16 protein-coding genes are annotated in these 17,074 nt (G+C 56.5%); 7 read left to right on the top strand and 9 right to left on the bottom strand.

The window, feature by feature from the left end; all coding sequences use genetic code 11:
* Window positions 1-19 precede the first annotated feature (19 nt).
* The 3 genes from NW870_RS00550 to NW870_RS00540 all read right to left on the bottom strand — a co-directional run bounded on the left by NW870_RS00550 (window position 20) and on the right by NW870_RS00540 (window position 2,677).
* Window positions 20-1,318 carry a TPM domain-containing protein gene (locus NW870_RS00550; RefSeq protein WP_414373282.1) on the bottom strand — a complete coding sequence of 433 codons (1,299 nt, stop codon included), beginning with the start codon at window positions 1,316-1,318 and terminating at the stop codon, window positions 20-22.
* Window positions 1,319-1,463: 145 nt separating this feature from the next.
* Entirely contained in the window at window positions 1,464-2,195 is a 732-nt protein-coding gene (locus NW870_RS00545) for a lipoyl protein ligase domain-containing protein (protein ID WP_414373280.1), read from the bottom strand.
* A 17-nt stretch (window positions 2,196-2,212) separates the two neighbouring features.
* The gene (locus NW870_RS00540) at window positions 2,213-2,677 is read right to left on the bottom strand and encodes a YbjN domain-containing protein (RefSeq protein WP_414328810.1); all 465 of its coding nucleotides are present in this window, start codon (window positions 2,675-2,677) and stop codon (window positions 2,213-2,215) included.
* A 221-nt stretch (window positions 2,678-2,898) separates the two neighbouring features.
* Between NW870_RS00540 and NW870_RS00535 the strand changes: the two genes are divergently transcribed.
* A complete protein-coding gene (locus NW870_RS00535; protein ID WP_414373278.1) occupies window positions 2,899-3,654 on the top strand; it encodes a 5'-methylthioadenosine/adenosylhomocysteine nucleosidase in 756 nt (251 codons plus the stop codon).
* A 70-nt stretch (window positions 3,655-3,724) separates the two neighbouring features.
* On the opposite strand, the gene NW870_RS00530 is transcribed toward NW870_RS00535, so the two are convergent.
* Both NW870_RS00530 and NW870_RS00525 read right to left on the bottom strand, forming a co-directional pair.
* On the bottom strand, window positions 3,725-4,678 hold the full coding sequence (locus NW870_RS00530) for a PspA/IM30 family protein (protein WP_238376937.1): 954 nt from the start codon (window positions 4,676-4,678) through the stop codon (window positions 3,725-3,727).
* A 351-nt stretch (window positions 4,679-5,029) separates the two neighbouring features.
* Window positions 5,030-5,848, bottom strand: a complete 819-nt coding sequence (locus tag NW870_RS00525; RefSeq protein ID WP_414373276.1) for a hypothetical protein — start codon at window positions 5,846-5,848, stop codon at window positions 5,030-5,032.
* A gap of 85 nt (window positions 5,849-5,933) precedes the next feature.
* Here NW870_RS00525 and NW870_RS00520 point away from each other — a divergent pair, with 85 nt between their 5' ends.
* The 4 genes from NW870_RS00520 (at window position 5,934) to lpxD (ending at window position 10,410) form a co-directional block, all read left to right on the top strand.
* Window positions 5,934-7,196, top strand: coding sequence for a class I SAM-dependent methyltransferase (locus NW870_RS00520; RefSeq protein ID WP_414373274.1), 1,263 nt, complete (start codon window positions 5,934-5,936; stop codon window positions 7,194-7,196).
* 58 nt (window positions 7,197-7,254) lie between these two features.
* On the top strand, window positions 7,255-8,778 hold the full coding sequence (locus NW870_RS00515; RefSeq protein ID WP_414373272.1) for an Ig-like domain-containing protein: 1,524 nt from the start codon (window positions 7,255-7,257) through the stop codon (window positions 8,776-8,778).
* Between the two features lie 66 nt (window positions 8,779-8,844).
* Entirely contained in the window at window positions 8,845-9,363 is a 519-nt protein-coding gene (locus NW870_RS00510; RefSeq protein WP_414373270.1) for a DUF4330 domain-containing protein, read from the top strand.
* Between the two features lie 15 nt (window positions 9,364-9,378).
* Window positions 9,379-10,410, top strand: a complete 1,032-nt coding sequence (gene lpxD / locus NW870_RS00505) for a UDP-3-O-(3-hydroxymyristoyl)glucosamine N-acyltransferase (RefSeq protein WP_414373337.1) — start codon at window positions 9,379-9,381, stop codon at window positions 10,408-10,410.
* Between the two features lie 53 nt (window positions 10,411-10,463).
* Here the strand turns inward: lpxD and NW870_RS00500 are convergent, their stop codons facing one another.
* Entirely contained in the window at window positions 10,464-10,889 is a 426-nt protein-coding gene (locus NW870_RS00500; protein WP_414373267.1) for a DUF1499 domain-containing protein, read from the bottom strand.
* A 193-nt stretch (window positions 10,890-11,082) separates the two neighbouring features.
* Here NW870_RS00500 and NW870_RS00495 point away from each other — a divergent pair, with 193 nt between their 5' ends.
* On the top strand, window positions 11,083-11,769 hold the full coding sequence (locus NW870_RS00495; protein ID WP_414342578.1) for a Uma2 family endonuclease: 687 nt from the start codon (window positions 11,083-11,085) through the stop codon (window positions 11,767-11,769).
* 23 nt (window positions 11,770-11,792) lie between these two features.
* Window positions 11,793-12,518 (top strand): Uma2 family endonuclease, encoded by a 726-nt coding sequence (locus tag NW870_RS00490; protein ID WP_414373264.1) that lies wholly within the window; start codon window positions 11,793-11,795, stop codon window positions 12,516-12,518.
* Between the two features lie 33 nt (window positions 12,519-12,551).
* On the opposite strand, the gene NW870_RS00485 is transcribed toward NW870_RS00490, so the two are convergent.
* Genes NW870_RS00485 through NW870_RS00475 form a run of 3 tightly spaced genes read right to left on the bottom strand, consistent with a single transcriptional unit; the run spans window position 12,552 to window position 17,032 of the window.
* Window positions 12,552-15,251 (bottom strand): class I SAM-dependent methyltransferase, encoded by a 2,700-nt coding sequence (locus NW870_RS00485; protein WP_414373261.1) that lies wholly within the window; start codon window positions 15,249-15,251, stop codon window positions 12,552-12,554.
* A gap of 26 nt (window positions 15,252-15,277) precedes the next feature.
* Window positions 15,278-16,633: a glycosyltransferase gene (locus tag NW870_RS00480; RefSeq protein WP_414373334.1), complete on the bottom strand. Its 1,356-nt coding sequence runs from the start codon at window positions 16,631-16,633 to the stop codon at window positions 15,278-15,280.
* Between the two features lie 30 nt (window positions 16,634-16,663).
* Window positions 16,664-17,032: a hypothetical protein gene (locus NW870_RS00475; RefSeq protein ID WP_414373258.1), complete on the bottom strand. Its 369-nt coding sequence runs from the start codon at window positions 17,030-17,032 to the stop codon at window positions 16,664-16,666.
* Window positions 17,033-17,074 lie beyond the last annotated feature (42 nt).

Here is a 17,074-nt window from a genome sequence, read left to right as displayed (position 1 = left end):
AAATCTCTAGAGTTGGGTCTCACCAACTGCCGCCCGCTCCGCCACCTCCGCTGCTACCGCCACCGAAGTCTGAATCTCCACCTGAATCTCCACCGAAGTCTGAATCTGTGTCTGTGTCGCTGAGCTCGGGGATGACCACCTCTCGCTCGCTGCGGTACCCGCAGATAGGACAGCTCAGGATTTCCAGCTTCAAGCCGCTAGAGGAATAGGTGGCTTCCCTGAGAACCTGTGTGGTGAGGTCGAGGGTGAGGGCTTGGCACCGAGGGCAGTAAAGGTGTCGGGAGAGCGTGCCTTCGCGCACAACCACAGCTATTCCTTGACAGGTAGGACAAAACCAGCCGTAGTAGCGAGCTCTGCCGCGGCTCCTGGCCAGGCGATGCTCTTGGGGAAGGTACTTATCCAGCTGGGGCTGGATGAGTCGCATGGGTCGGCCACAGGCTTGACAGACCACTGGCTGAAAAGGGATCCCACGCTTCCGGCTCAAGGTGCCGTCAGTGGCCATAGCAGCCACAACCGGCAGAGCGAACCCCAGCCAGTTGCCGCTGGACAATCCTAGGAACACGCCAAGGCAGAGGGATCCCGAATAGAGGAAGAGACGAATGGGGTCGCTCTGAACCGAAGAGAGCACAGCACCTGTTCTTGGATCTCTGCGTGTCAGGGAGAGGACTTGTCTTCCCCCTCGCTCAGCCCTTAGAGAGACGGGCATGCGAGAGCGCTGCCACCCCAGTCCCAAAATGATGATCCCCAGCAGCAGCAGGATCCCTTCCACCAGGGAAGAATCAATGCCCTGGGCCACTGCAGGAACATTTGCAACGGGCTGGCCCTGCAATACCGAGGTCAACTGCCGCACCCCCGCCAGAGTGCCGCCATCAAAATCCCCATTGCGAAACCGAGGCAGGATCTGCTGGTCGATAATCTGCTGGACTCGGCTGTCGGGGAGGATAGCGACCAGGCCCCTGCCCGTTTCGATTTCCACCCGCCGATCCCCTACCGAGATGAGAAACAAAACCCCGTTGTTTTGGCCTGCCTTGCCGATCCCCCAGTAGTTAAATAGCTGCGTGGTGAAGTCTTTTGGTGTTGCATATCCCTGAGTATTCGGCACGGTAACCACTGCCATCTCGGCACTGGTGCGCTGCTCAAGCTGAGTGATAAGACGGTTGAGCTCGTTTTCGGTGCTGCTGCTGAGGATGTTGGCGGTATCGGAAACCCACCCTCCATACTGACGGCGGGGGTTGGGCACTTGTTCAAGGGTAATGGCCCAAGCGGGCTGCGGCAGCAGGGATACAACTAGCAAAACTGCCGCCCAAACTTTCGGCATGGCTTACCTGGCTGAGCGCTGCCTAGGTTCTAGCACAGCTGTCTCGGCTAGACTGGCAGTCCTTTTCCCAGGGAGAGAGGGGAGTTGGGGAACGGTTGAGACAAGCCGCTTCTTGTTGCTAGTAATTGTTAACAGCAACCGGCCCTCAGTCCGGCCAAGGGAGCCAGGCTTCTTCTTGCCATTCCACTTCAAAGCACTCCCGGGCGGCCTGGAGAAAATGTTCGATCAAAGCAGGGATCCCTGGCGCCGTGGGGCAAATGTCGTAGATACCAATCACCTGCGAGCCGGGCAGATACCGTTCCCACAGCTCTAGATTGGGTTGCAATAGGAGGGATCCCTGTTGCAGGATCCCCCAAGGTTGCCACAGTTGGGCGTTGCCCATCAGCTTTTTGCCCTGCCAGCTCAAGTCAGCACGGGTACGGGAGGCAAAGCAACTGGTCTTGTTGCGGTAGCCGGGATCTTGGTGGCCTTGGCCGTGAGCAAAAGCGGGCTCATCTATGGCAATGCCCAGCTCCGCCAACCCCTGCACCCAAAAGCGGCAACAGAAGTCGTACACCCAGGCCCGCTGCAAACTGGGCAACCTGGCTTGCAAGTAAGAAAGGGGCAACACCAAGCTGTAGGTCAGCTCTGCTGCATCCTCAGCCGCCTGATGGAGCACCGCCCTTCCCCCCGTGGGTCGGCGCACAATCGGGATCCCTGGCAGGGGATCTGGCCAAACCTGGTGTCGTCCCAGCGAGAGGGTGAGCCGATCCCAGCCGTAGAAGCGCAAGCAGGGCTGAGGATCCCGACGAAGCCTGTGCAAAAGCCGGAAGTCCTGCTCCATTTGCCAGGCCCCAGAGGCCACGCGGTAGGGGAGCCAGTATCCCTGGGATCCCATCCTGGCAAAGCCAGACCTTAAACTTTGGGGAACTCCGCCTGGAGGGGCTCATCATATTCATCGGCCAAGCTGGCCACAATGGTGATGGCCCGGGAAATTTCGCCCGCTGTGATCCCTTCCAAGGTGCGGTAGTGGTTCAGCACCACCTGGTTGTTCCAAATGCAAAAACGCGCTTCTAGGGTATCGCTCCAATTCTTCTCCAGGAGCTTCTGCATCAACTTGGCGGGTTCTGCCACCGGCAGAGAGAGAACAGGAGACCATACCAAAAGGGTGTCTTCTGGGGATTCGCCGCTCAAATGGACGAACACTTCTGCCGTGCCGTAGGTGAACTTCCAGGTGTGTCCCTGCTCATGGTTTTCGTAGGCCGCATCCTCTTTGAGGCTGGAAACCACCGCCGAGACAACCTCAACGCAGCGAAGGGGCTCTGGAAAAACCTCTGGCGAAGGGTTAAAGGTGCTCATGAGCGGCTCACTGTAGACCATGGTCTTCCCCCTATTCCCTATCCAACCACCTCAACTATACCGCTATACCGCCTAAGACTCCGACCTATCCGGTCATCGCTTTGGGATCCTCAACTCAGGCGAGAATGAAACCGTTGGCAATGGTTCACTAAGTGGCCGGACAGGTGAGGGCAAGCGATCCCCCCCGCCAACTGGAGAGAGAGCCTGTTCAAAAGTCTTTCGAAGAACCTGAGGGAAGCTCTATGGAATCTCCATCTCATCTCCCCCAGAAAGCCATTGGTATTCTTGGAGCCCTGCCCGAGGAAGTGGCCATGCTCACCGCAGCAATGGAAACCTGCTCCATCCATACCCATCTGGGGCGACAGTTCCACCAGGGATCCCTGGCGGGGCAATCGGTGGTGGTGGTACAAGGCGGAGTGGGCAAGGTGCGGGCGGCAACCACGGCGGCTCTGTTGGTGGCCCATTTCCCTTTGCAGGGGATCATTTTTACCGGTGTGGCCGGGGCCTTGGCCGATCACCTGCACATGGGAGATGTGGTGCTGGCCCATGCGGCGATTGAGCACGACTTTGGCACCGGACGACCCGAGGGCTTTGTCTTGGGGATCGACTTTATCCCAGAGCTGCGCCACCCACTGGCCGAGGCCGATAGCGCCCTCTACGACCTGATTGTGGCCCATCCCGAGCGGATCCCTCTCCACCCCCTACAAGGCCGGGATCCCGTCATTCATCAAGGCTTGGTGGCCACCGGCGATGTGTTTGTGGCCGACGCAGACCTACGCCGACAAATCCGAGAACGCACCGGCGCTTTGGTGGTGGAGATGGAAGGGGCAGCCGTGGTGCGAGTAGCGCAAGAAGCCGGGATCCCTTGTTTGCTGGTGCGCTCGGTCAGCGATGCAGGGGACGATACGGATTTCTTGAGTTTTTTTCAAACAGCAGCGCTCAACTCAGCAGCAGTTGTCCGCACCATCCTGCAAAACCTGCCCCCCTCCTTGCCTTAGCCCAAGTGCGCAGATCCCCTCCTCTAGCGCAAAAGACGCAAAAGAGGAGTTGGGCATGGTTGCGTTCGCGTCAGTTGTTCATCTCCCGCTCCAGCTTGGCCATCGAGATCTGGCTTTCCAGGCGGGAAATGCCTTCGCGAAGGGTTGCCACCTGCGCTTCAACTTCATCCAAAGATTTGCGAACCGCTTCTGCTGCGCTCATGTGCTGGTTGCGCCGGACCAAAGCCTCGCGGGCAAGGTCATCCTGGTTCTGTTGGCTGGCTTTCTCAGCCCTGACAAACCAATCTTCGGCCTTTTGCAAAATTTCGTCGTACCGCCGTTCCAGTTGCTTGCGACTGGCCAGGGTTGTGGTCAGGCTGCGCTGCAATTGTTTCAGATCCCGCTCCATCTGCCGGATGCTCACCCTCTGTCGGCTGGGCTTTCTCCACAGCACCTTGCTCAGACCCACCATCACCACCGCAGTAGCAATCCCCACACCCGCAGCCGCCGCCGGATTTTCACGAATCAAAGAACCATCCAAAACATTGACCCCCGCAAAGGCCGAGGTTTGCGTGGCCGTCTCCCGAAACTCCCAAGGCATCACCGGATTGCGTTGCTGCCAGAAGCCTAACCGCGCCGCTTGGGCCGCCTCTTGGGCTTCTAGGTAGCGTTGCCGATTGGCCCCGTGCAAAAAGCGCTCGTAAACCACCGCCTGACCCTGGCGCAACATCTCCAAATTCACCAAACCATCGGCGTTGTACACCTGGGCAATGTGAAGCCCTTCCGGTGTGACATAGAGGGTATCCACCTGCACCAGGGATCCCGTCGGGAGCAAGTTTTGCAGAGCCTCTTGGGATAGCCGCCCCCAGCGCCCTTGGGTCAGCTCCGGCGCATCCACGTAGGCCAGACGGAAACGGGTTGGCCTGCCGTTCAAGTCCGCCCAGAAGGTATCCCCATCCACCACCGACCGCACCCGGGCCGTCCCGGAAGATTGTGCTGCCGCCGGAAGAACAAGCCAACTGCCCGAAAGGACAGCCACAGTCATCAGAAGGGAAGTTCTTGAGGTCATGGGGGTCACTCCTATTGTGCAGAACAAGAACAAAAGTTAAGAAATAATAAGATAGGGAAGTTTCGGGAACCAACCGGAACCCCAGACCGTCTCCAGGACTTGCTACGGGGCTGGCCACTGTTTTCGCATTGCAATTTCTCATTGCAAAGTCAGCAGGGCCAGCTACTCTCCACGTGAGAGAGGCAAACTTTTCCAGCGGATTCCAGCGGAAAGCTGCGGCTCTTGAAGAGTCGGCCCGTTGGGTTGGCTTAATTTGGGTTAGAGTTTAGCTCACCTTTTGGGGCAACGTCACAGCCCTAAGGCGCAATCTTTGTCCCCCGGATCAAATCACAGGCGCAAGCGATAGGGTTCTTCGTCGGGGAAGTCGGGCAGAGGAGGGGGCAGGATCTCGATCTCCCCCGTAGGCAGCATTTGCAGCACCGTACCCAACTGGACCAGTTGTTCCAAGACAAACAGGCGGGTATCCCGGTCGGTGGTGGAGTTAAACACGCTCAGCCAAACATCGAATTGGGAACGGCGGCTGAGAGGACTGCGGGCGATGTTATCCCCCAACTGGCGAAATTCATCTCCAGGCAGGCCCACCTGCTCTCGCCAGGCAGCGGCTTGGTAGTAGTCATTGCGGCCCGCTTCCGCATCCCCCAGAAACATAAAGTTAAGTAGGGCGCGATCCACATAAAGTCGCCAGGCGTCAGGGTTGTTTTGGGGGTTGAACTGCTGCAGGCCGCGATCCAAAATCTCGACGGCTTTTTCCGGCTGGCCGGCCCGATAGGCCAACACCAAACTAGAGAGCCGGTAGCCCAAGAGGAAATGGGGATCCAGCCGCAGCATGTGATCGAAGTAGTCGTAGGCCAGGCCATAGCCAGTCAGGGTGCGAGCCGGTGCATCCCCGTAGTACTGGATCAGCTCCAGCCACAGCCAGGAAGCCCCCAAGTTGCGGTAGCCCAGCCACCCCAGCGTATTGGCCAGGGCAATGTTGCGGTTTTTGCGGGCCTCGGCATTTTCCAATTCTCCCAGATTGATCCGCTCCAGCATCGGCAATTGCAGCCGCACCACCAGGATCCCACACAGAAACGCCCCCCCAACGGCGGCCAGAGTGCCTGCCAGGGAGAAGCGAGAGCGACGACGGGGCAAGGAAGCAGTAGCCATGGCAAGTTTTTTGCGGATCCCTGAGGCTGTCGCGACCAGGGCTACACTCAATCATAAATTGAACCGTTGAGCCTTTCCCCTGCCTATGGCCAGCTCTGCCCTCTCCGCTTCGGAACGAGCCTTGAGCCTTTACGAGGCTTTGCCTTACCCCAATGTGCCCCTCTCGCAGACGGCCCGCAACGCCCTGCCGGAGATGTTCAAGATGAGCTATACCACGGCTCAGTACCTGCGCACCCATACCATCGTCCCGCCAGAGGGCAAGGTGTTGTTGAATGCCGGCTGTGGCTCCGGTTGGGAAACGTTGATGATGGCTGAGGCCAATCCAGGGGCCCAGATCGTTGCCTGTGATCTGTCTCCGGCTTCGGTCAAGCTTACCGAGGAACGCCTGCGCCACCACGGCTTCGCAGATGCCGAATTTTATGTCCTCAATCTGCTGGAGCTGGATCGCCTGGGGATCCAATTCGATTTCATCAGCCTCAATGATGTTTTGTATTTGCTGGAGGATCCCACCGAGGGCCTGCGGGCGATGAAAAATGTCCTCAAGCCCGATGGCATCATCCGGGCCAATCTCCACAGCCGCCGCCAACGGCAGGTGTTTTTCCGCTTGCAGGAAGCCTTTCAAAAAGTGGGCCAATTTGACGTTCCACCGGCTGTAGGGGCGCAAAATGTGCGGGAGTTCATGGGATCCCTGCGAGAAGAAGTGGCCCAGGCGGTGTTCTGGAACCCGGCCAACTATGCCGAAGATGCGGCCATTATGAATAATTACCTACTCTCCAACGACAAGGGGTTCACGATCCCCGACCTGTTTCGCATGTTGCAGCAGGCGGGGTTGAGCTTTTTGAGCTTGGTGGATAGGCCCGACTGGTCGGTGGAGTCTTTGTTTAAAGAGGTGCCTGAGTTTGTGCGGCAGCGGTTGGCAACCCTCAGCATCATGGAGCGGCTGCATCTGTATGAACTCCTTCGCCCTGTCCATCGCCTCATCGACTTTTGGGCGGAGCATGCCGGCTCTTCGCCAGTGCTGCCCTGGAGCGACGAAGATTGGCTGTCGGGATCCGTACAATTCAATCCCCTGTTGATGGACAACCCCCGCTTTCGCCAGGAGTACAGCAAAGCCCTGCAAGAGAAGCGGCCCTACGAAATGCAGTGGACAGGAGCCACCCACGGGCGGATCAGCATCCCTGCCGAGAAAGTGAGCTGGTTGGCGCCACTGCTTCAAGGACCAACGCCGGTTCGAGAGCTGATTCAACAGGCCGTCCAGTTGGGATCCCCAGATGAAGAACGAACAACCGCTGAGGTGCTGACCTTCCTAACCAACCTAGAAGACTTTCTTTTTTTGATGCTGCAATAGGCAGCTCCCCAAGTTCTGGCTGCCCATACCTGTCTGTTGTTTGTAACCTATGAGTCAGATGTCTGCCCGGTCGGGATCTTACTGGCGCGCAACCCTGACGCGGTGGTTCCCACAGCCTCTGGATCGCTGGGTTGCCCGGATTACCCTCTGCAACCTGGCCATCGGGGTGATCCTGGTGGTGTTGGGCAACCACACAGCTCCTTACGTGCGGGACTTTAACTGGCAACAGCAACGGGTGGGGGCGCAAGAAGTGCAGATGGTGCTCACCTTCAACCGCCCGATGGATCCCGTCAGTGTTGAAGAGCACTTGCAGATCCAGCCCCCTCTGCCAGGCCGAATGCGCAAGCTGGGTCGCCGCTTTTTTTGGACGCTGACAGAACCAGCCCCTTACGGCCAGACCTACCGGGTGCGCCTGCAGGCAGCCGTGGATGAACGGGGCCAGCCCATGGCCCAGCCCTTTGAGGGGGAATTCCGCACGCCGGATCGGCAGTTGCTGGGGATCAGCACCGAACCTGCCCAGCGAGGGCGAATGTTTCTGTTCAACCTGGAGACGGGAGCCGCTACTCTGCTGACTCCAGCTGGGGTCAAGGTAACCCAAATGCAGCCCAGTGCTGATGGCCGCTTCGTGTACTATTTCGCCACGGCCACCAACCTACAGCACCAGGATCTGTACCGGCTGGATCTGGAGGATCTGTCTTCGCGGTTGCTGCTGGATCATCAGGGTTACCAAAACCTGCGCTTCCAAGTCTCGCCGACGGGGGAACTGGTGGTGGCAGAGCGGATCCCGCTGCAACGGGATCCCATGGCTGCCGTCCAGACGGAGCTGTGGATCCAGAAAACGAGCCGGGATCCCTTTGAACGTCTAGAGCTGGATACGGCGGTGGGGGGAGATTTTTTCATTAGCCCCGATGAGAGCAGCCTGCTCATCTCGCAGGGACAGGGGGTGGGGATCGTACCCTTGCATCCACGGGCGGCAGCGGAGAGCTTTCTAGCCCAGTTCGGCCAAACCTTAGCCATCCGCCCCGATGGGGCTTTCGGGGCTTTGCTGCGCTTCAATCCCGACTACACCCGCAGCCTCTCCATCGTCAGCAATACCGGCAACAGCGAGGAGATTTTGAGAACCCAGGGATCCATCCTGAAAGGGGCTTTTTCCCCTCGGGCGCCCATCTTCTACGCCTTGGTCAGTGAGGTCTCTCACGTTAGCGGTGCGGAGCATGATTCTGTTGGCGAGGTCGCGATGGACTCCCCCAGCTACACCGAGTCGCCCCGCCTGCTGGCGATAACGCTCGGCACTGAAGCAGGCAACGCCATAGAGGTGGTTCGAGCCACCTATCCCGTCGATCTGGACTTCAGCATTTCCCCGGATGGACGCATGCTGGCCTACACGCTCTTGGAACCGTTCCCAGGGATCCCGGATCCCTCGGCTCCCCTTAGCCGTAGCGGGCAAGCCATCATGGCCTCGCAAGTGTGGTTGGTGGATTTGCAGGACGGGCTGCCCATTCCTGATGGACAAAGTGGTTCGCACCGCTGGCGGGAACGCCGCCTACCGCTGGGCAGCAGCACGCTGGCTTGGATCCCCTAGAGCGGGAAAGCCACTTGGGGAGCAAACCTGCCTAGAATCAAAACAGGGTGTGCGAGGAGAGGTGATATGCGGGTCATTGACGAACAGGGGCGGCTTTTGGGAAAAGTCAGCCTCTTGGATCTGGGAGCCCTGGCAATTGTGGTGGTGGCCATTGTTGCCGTCTTGTTTTTTCCGGGTCGGCAGGCGGGCAGTGTAGTCCAGGTGGGAGGTGGCCCCACGCTACCGGTGGAAGTGGATATGATCGTGCGCGGGATCAGCAGCCGCTCCGTAGAACCCTTCCGGGCGGGGCACAAGGCCGACTTGATCATCCGCAATCAGCCCTACGGCCAGGTGGAAGTGGTACGGGTGGAGAATGTCAGCCGTACCGTGCCGGTGGTGTTTCCCGATGGACGGGTGCAGAACTTGCCCGATCCCGAAGCCTATCGCCTCGACCTGGTATTTACGTTGCGGGGGCGGGGCCAGCGCACCGAGAATGGCATCGTCCTGGGCAACAATCGCGTCAAAATTGGCGTTCCCCTAGAGCTAGAGACCTTTGACTACAACTTGCGCGGCACCGTGATGGACGTGCGGCTGCTGCAATCGTAGAGGATGTCAACTCCAATGCAGCTACAGGAAATTGCCCAAAAATTGGGGTGTGCCTACGAGGGGGATCCCACCCTGGAAATTCACAGCGTGGCCAGCCTGGCGGAGGCTCGCCCAGGGGAGCTGAGCTTTCTCAGCGAGGCCCGCTACTTGCCCCTGCTGGAGCAAACCCAGGCCAGCGCGGTGATTGTGGAAGAATCGACCCCTTTGCCCCGTTCCATTGCCTGCTTGCGGGGCAGGGATCCCCGTCTGCTCTTTGCCCAGGCCATTGAGCTGTTCTACCAACCCTACCGCCTGCCCGTTGGCATCCACCCCACCGCTGTGATCGATCCCAGCGTCGAGCTGGGGGAGGGGGTGGCCATCGGGCCGCACGCAGTGGTGATGGAGGGAGTGAAAATTGGCGACCACACCCAAATTCACCCCAATGTCACCATCTATCCCCACGTGCGGATTGGATCCCGGTGTCAGCTTTTCGCCAACTGCGTTATTCACGAGCGCACGGAGATTGGGGATGATTGCCTCATCCACAGCGGCGCTGTCATTGGCGACGACGGCTTTGGCCACATTCTTCTGGCAGATGGCTCCTGGCGGCGCATGCTGCAGGCGGGCCGAGTGGTGCTGGAAGACAACGTGGAGGTAGGCAGCAACACCACCATCGACCGGGCCGCCGTTGGCGAGACCCGTATTGGCCGCGGCACCAAGATCGACAATCTGGTGCAAATTGGCCACGGCGTGCGCACCGGATCCCACTGCCTGATCGTGGCTCAGGTGGGCATTGCCGGCAGTACCCAATTGGGCCACCACGTCATCTTGGCCGGGCAATGTGGCTTGGCCGGGCATCTTCACATCGGCGATGGCGTGCGTGTGGCCGCCCAAACAGGCGTCACCAGCGATATCCCCGCCGGTCAAACGGTGGCCGGCTACCCCCATCAACCCATTTCCGAATGGCGCAAGAGCATGGCAGTCCAACGGCACTTGCCTGAGCTGCAACGTACCTTGCGCAAGCTGGAAGCCCGTGTGGCCAAGCTAGAACAGAGCAGGGAATCATGAGAGACGGCAAAAGATGCGGATCCCCATAAGTCCCCCGCCTTGTCCTGTCGGCCCTAGCCCTGCTCCAGCAACGACCGCAAAGTGTTCAGGTACTCGTTGATGTTGCGCCGGTTGCCGCCGAAATCATATTCCCCAACACGGCCTTCGGAAGTAATGTGTAGACGAGTATGGCCAGGATCCCCTTCTATTGGCGACAGCGAAACCGTTAGATCGTCCACGAACTTAAAAAAGTTGGTGCGGGAGATCCCCTTCACTTCCATCGCCTCAGCATCCACAGAGACCAGTTCCCCCCGCTTCCAAACTTGAAAGGCTTGCTCAGCCGCTTTTAACACCTGGTCTGGGCTAGCTGCAATCACAACTTCCTGTTGGGCGCGATTGTAGGGGGAGCCACCCAGGGTGGCCGCTTGTGCGGTGGGGATCCCGCTTGCCAAGCCGAAAAGCAGCACCGCTATCACCACCAAAAGTTTCCAGAAAGACATGCGGACAAAAGGAGAAGTTTACATCTCTTAATTATGCCTTTCAGTTAGTAGAACGCTCCTGTTATCACCCTGTCAGCCTGAAGCAGAGCACCTGCCGGCGGTTCTATCGATGGGTTAGCCTACAGCTAATTCACTTGCCCCGAGTGCAAAAATGCTGGCCCAAGAAAAACTCCAAGAGAAAGCCGAGGAAAAGATTACTCCCCTCACCCGCCAGCAACTGGCGGAGCTCATGCCCTCGGCCCAGGGGCTGCTCAGCGATGAACCCGAAATGGAACACTCCCTGCATGCCCTGCAGCTTTTGATTCTGGTCAGCTGCCTCGCCCGCCTCTGGCAAGACCGCAACGACTACTTCCTCGCCTGGAACCTCACCGTCTACTACAGCCGAGAGCAACTCAAAAATAAAGACTTCCGCGGGCCAGATCTGTTTTTGGTCAAAGGGGTAGAAAACCGCCCCCGCCCTTCTTGGGTGGTGTGGGAAGAAGGTGGCAAATACCCGGACTTGATCATCGAGCTGCTTTCGGAATCGACTGCCAAAGTGGATCGGGGTGAGAAGCGGGAGCTTTACGAAAGGATTTTCAGGACACCGGAGTACTTTTACTATTCTCCGGAGACGCAGGAGTTTATGGGTTTGCGACTGAGGGGGGAGAAGTACGAGGAGATTGAGCCAACGGAGCAGGGCTGGCGCTGGAGCGAGATGCTGGAGCTGTATCTGGGGATCCATAACCAACAACTGCGCTACTTTTTCCCCAATGGGGAGCTGGTGCCTACTCCTGAAGAAGCTGAGAGAATCGAGCGCCAACGTGCTGAGCAAGAGCGACAGCGAGCAGAGCGCCTGGCCCAGAAGCTGCGGGAGCTGGGGGTGGATCCCGATACCTTGTAAGGGTAAAGAGAGGAGAACTGGCAATGACTAACCCGAACCCAATTACTGAGGTGCTGGATCCGGTTTATCTACCCGAGTTGCCCCCCACCCAAGACGAGCTCCCCTACGACGACAGCGAACCTATGGAAAGCTGGCGGCACAGGTGCCAGATGGACTTGCTCATCTCCACTACCCAAACCTGGTTGCAGCAGCGCCCTGATGGCTTTGTCGGCGGCAATATGTTTCTCTACTACAGCTTGGAGCAGACCCGCGGCCGCAATTTCAAAGGGCCGGATTATTTTGTGGTGTTGGGCGTGCCTAAAGGCGAGCGCAAAAGCTGGGTGATTTGGGAGCAGGGCAAAGGGCCGGACGTGGTGATTGAGCTTCTTTCTCCCAGCACTGCCCAGGAGGATAAAACAAGCAAAAAGCAACTTTATGAGCAGATTATCCGGGTGCCGGAGTACTTTTGGTTTGACCCGTTTGATCCAGAAGACTGGGCAGGGTTTCGGCTGAGGGGCGACCGCTATGAGCCGATTAAAGAGGATGCCGAGGGTTGCTTGCCGAGCGAGGTTTTGGGATTGTGCCTAGTGAAGTGGGAGGGCAGGTTTCGGGACATCGAGGCCACCTGGATTCGCTGGGCCACTGCTGCTGGGGAACTGGTACCCACCGAGGCCGAACTGGAGCGGCAAAGGGCTGAGCAGGCCGAACAACGGGCAGGGCGCCTGGCCCGGAAGCTACGAGAGCTAGGGGTAGATCCAGACGCCCTGTAGACAGCCAAGTAACTCAAGACAACAGATGGATCCCTAGGAGGCCAACAGCAACACAGGTAGCTTTTGAATAGCAGGCCGTAATCCCTTGGGAAAGCGCTCCCGCTTCAAGGGATAGCGATAGTTGAGTTGGGGAATGAGCCTCTCCCATTGCCAGGGGTTCAAGCCAGCTACCACTGAACAGAACGGCTCTCTACTGAGCTCTAACCCCTCTTCCATGAGCCTGAGAGCTATGTTGCCTGCAGCTATCTCCAGAGTTTGATTGGCCAGTTGCGGATCCGGATCCCCTAGGAAGATCAGAGCATAGTCTTCTGGCTGAGGACTGCGCAGAATTGGCTCCAGCAAGCCCTCCAGTTCTTGGATAAGCTGCTCTGTCTCCATTTCCCAGTAGGGGAAAAGGCCCACGTTGATCTTGCTCAGGCGGATCCCTTGTGGTTTGGAGGTTTCTGTTAGGCTATCTCTAACTCTAATCACTACCAGGTTTTCTGAAGGACTCAGCCAAACCCCTGTGTAATCGACGCTATGCAACCTGAAAAAGGCTCCGATTTCCTGCTCGAAGTCATGAACAGCTTTCCAACATCCCTGCCAGTGTCCGTAATCATCGATTTGGATGAATCCTTGGGAATGAACCTGATCATAGAAATGATGAAAAATATCCATCGTTGATTGATACCAGTCAGCATCTGCATGCAGCAGAGCAATCTCACCCACTTGCTCTCGATAGGCAGGCAAGGTGTCAGCAAACAGCCCTGGCACGGGGACAATGAGATCCCAAACTCCCAGTTCCTTGGCAACCACCTCTAAGTTCTCCGAAATGGGTGCTGCTAAGGCACCGGATCCAAAACCCGTATCGTTGGCACCAACTCCTCGATAATCTCGATCCACCTCTGTTGGATCAGGCATACCTGAGAAGGTATCGAAAGCATATAGCCTGCGAGGTCGACGGCTGTAGTTCTTAATCACCCAGGCCAGCAAAGCTGAGCTTCCACCCCTGCAAACACCACATTCTACAAAGTTCCCAGGAATGTCTTCTTCACAAACCTGCTTAGCCAGTGAATAAAGGCTCCAAAGACGCTCAAAGCCCAGCAAGGTAAAAGATTTAACTTTCTCTAGCACCCTAGACAACTCAAGGTTACAGACCGGATAGTCCTTGAGGTGCTCTGGCAATGTCCAATTCACAGCAGGGTCTGGAATATGCTCAACGGGCTTGACATTGCCTCGCCAGGCCACTCCCATAATTTGCATGGTCTGGTAAATCATCGTGTTCCAGCCCCTGTCTCTCAAGTAATTCAAACCTTCAGCCACATCCGGCGAGGCTAGATCATGAAACAGAATCAAGGCATCCTCAGCAGCATAGCGCTCTGCCACTTGAGCATCCTGCAAGGGAGCCGGCGAGTCATGATTCCCATCAATGTAAATTAAAGACCAGCGACGATCCTCTTGCTGGGCAATTTCCTCTACCTTTTCCGGACTGTAGCCAGGGTAGAGATTGACATTAGAGCGAACTCCAGCCGAGCAGAGAGACTGGTTCACGCTCTCATAAGCCAGTGGATTTTCCAAAATTGGATCGACAACATCGAGAATAACACCTCCTGCTGACAGGTGAGCAGTTGACCAGCCCAACCAACAGCCGATCTCCAGAGCAGATTTTCCTCGAAACTTTAGCGCAGTATTGTACAGAATGTGTGCCTCGTCCCGACTAACAAAGCCGATGGTAGGTTGACGTAGATCCGTATGCCAAAGGTGAGGAACTTCTTTCCGTAGATAAGGCCAGGGGTGAGAGCTTGGCTCGGCCGCAATCATTGAAGGAAAGCTATGGTCAAGATGTATTCTAATCTGGTTAGGCGATACGTAGTCGTATCTCTTGACCGGAGTGGAGATGATGCCTGCATACCGCAAGCTAGCTTCAATCTTAAAACCTTCAGTTGTAAGCGCAATATGAGTTGGTCTCACCTTAACGTCGGCTGTAAGATGTATGATTCCTACTGGATTGTGAGGTGGAAAAGGATCCACCCAAATCTTCCTTTGCAAATCCCATTGGGGCATCTCACAATGGGCTAGCCAGTTGCAATTTAATGGCAAAAGTTCAACTCTATCCAGACCTATATCTCTATAAATAGCCACGTTTAGAGCAAACTGGTCTGTCCACAAATCAAGGCACCTAGAAATAGCTTGACCTAATCTTTTGCCCCATATTGACCAATGAATAGACTGTCTGGCACCAGAAAACACACCAGCATTTAGCAGAGGCTCTATATCTAAACGATCAAATTCCGTGTGGTAGAAGTAAAGGTGGTAGTGCCAAGATATCCAAGTTTGCATCCAGGGTCTGTTCTTATGTTTAGCTACTAACTCTGGAACTATTGAGAAGCTCTTTCTTTTTGCTCCTAAGACAAGAAGATCAATCGCAGACCAGTCTTGCACCCAAGCATCTGCATCAATCCAAATGTAAACTTCATAACCTGGGAAATATTCAGGCAAAAAAGGTCTAGAGACCAGCGCTTTGAGGTACCTAGGTTGTTTATCGACATCAGGAACGTTGTAATTCCAATCTGGCTCTACGATATAGTCAACGTACTGACCTATCCATTGCAACTGCTCTGGCGTACACCCTACATCAAAAAATCCAATATCTACAGATTGGCCCTGTGGCTTTTCTCGAATAGAGAGAATAGTTCCCTGAACCAATTCAAAAAACTTGCTATCGGCACTTGTAACGATGATAGTTGAGTTCATGACTTCTATCTCTCCTCTCTAAGACCTTACTTCTTGTCGAAAAGATGAAATCTGTTTATGTAGCAAAGAGCTCCCTTTTGACCGGCTATGATCTCCCCCTGCCAGAGGAGATGAGAGGGATCCAGCATCTGGTCAATCCGCTTGCGGTCTTGCTCAGAGGTAAACTCCACGTAAATCACCTTGATGTCCCTAAGCTGCGGCTGCAGGTTAGCCAATACCTCCACCTCATCCCCACCCGTAGCTACCCTGAGCACATCGATGGACTCCAAACCCAACTCCTTCAAAGCTTCCCTGGCTTCTCGGAAAGGGAGCACCTGCTCCACTCCCCACTCGGCCTGAGGATCTTCCGGCCAGAGACGACGAGTTCTGCAGCTATCCTGCCCCGCCAGCCCCACCGGATGCACAAAGCAGTTCTCCAAAATCAAAGCATTCTGCCGCAACAGGTGTAAGGCCAAGGGATCCACCTCGAAACAGTGAATAGCCGCCTCAGGGTGAAGAGTTCTGAAACAAGCGCTGGCCACGCCCACCCCCGCTCTCACATCCACGACAACCCTGACATCAGAAAGAACAGAAACAGCAGGCTGATAGACTCGACTAAGTCTGGCCACCGTTCCTTCGTACTCGACGCCTTCGTACCTCCACAGCCAAGCTGACGGAACGGAGCTGCGGCCTTGGACTAAGTCAATGAGAAAAGTTTCTATTATGTTTCCCGCATTGGCAAAGAGGAGCTGGGTGTCTTCTCCCAGGATGAAAGCAAAGCTGGTTCTCAAAGGCCGCCCCAGCCGCTGCAAGTCTCCCACCGTGCACACCACCGCATCAAAGCTGGGCCAACTGCTCGGCTCCCCCCTCACCTCATGAACTCGCTCGGGCACTCCCTTCTGCTGCAGCAGACCACAGGGATCCCCAAACCCCTCTTCCACGTACAGCTCCAGCCGCGGCAAGTCCAGCAAGTCCGCGGCTATCACCCCAGGACAGCCTCGGCCAACAAATACCCTCAGTCGCTCCTGCACGCGATGCAGCTCTTGAATGGGCTCGTAGATTCCTAGTCGTGTGTCTATCCAGGCAGAGCTGGCCGTGCTGACAAAGTAGCGCACATCAGAGCGGGGCGAGTAACGAAAGGGCTCCGGCAGCTCTCCCCCAAACACCCAGTCCAGCAGGTTCTGAATGCGGTGGCGGGGATGCCAGTGTTGGTCGAAAGTGTGATAAGCGCGGCGGGCAATTTGAATGGCCTCCTGGGGATGGTCTAGGTAGTAGCGGATTTTCTCCAGGAGTTGGGCTTCGGAGTTGTAGGTGTCGCAGTAGGTGCCGGGCGCCAAAAGTTCGTCCAATCCTGAGGCGAAGGAGAGCTGGTCAGTAAGCAGAAAGCCCCCCGCGGAAATCACTTCCAAGTTCCTTAAGTTCAGATCCCCATTTTAGCTGCAGTTAAAGGAAATCAGAGAATGGGCAAACCATTTGGCTGCCTCTTGGCGGTTGGCTGTTTTGATGAGGATGGGCAAATCTGCATTCTTTATGGCTTGAACCAGCCGGCAACGCCTGGGATGGCGGGATCCCTGTTGGCCGATAAAGACCACTTGATTTTCTCTATCTTCCACCCAATCGTGGGTAACAGTGCGCATGGAGATAAGAGGCAACCAGGCAAGATTCTCAGCGCCTGCTGCGGCAAACCAGTGCAAATGCTGGAAGTTATAGGCAGTAGCGACGTAATCAAAGCCTTCAGTAGCCCAGTAGGCCAAGAGATGGTTGATGGGAAACTCCCAGTGGTGGGTGTCTCCAGCTAGCAAGAGTGTGGTGCATTTAAACTTCCTTGTATTTAGGGGATTACT

It is taken from the genome of Synechococcus sp. R50.1, from assembly GCF_047462115.1.
GTDB lineage: Bacteria > Cyanobacteriota > Cyanobacteriia > Thermostichales > Thermostichaceae > Thermostichus.
Note: the sequence above shows the minus strand (reverse complement) of the source record. Positions and strands in the feature narration are given on the sequence as shown.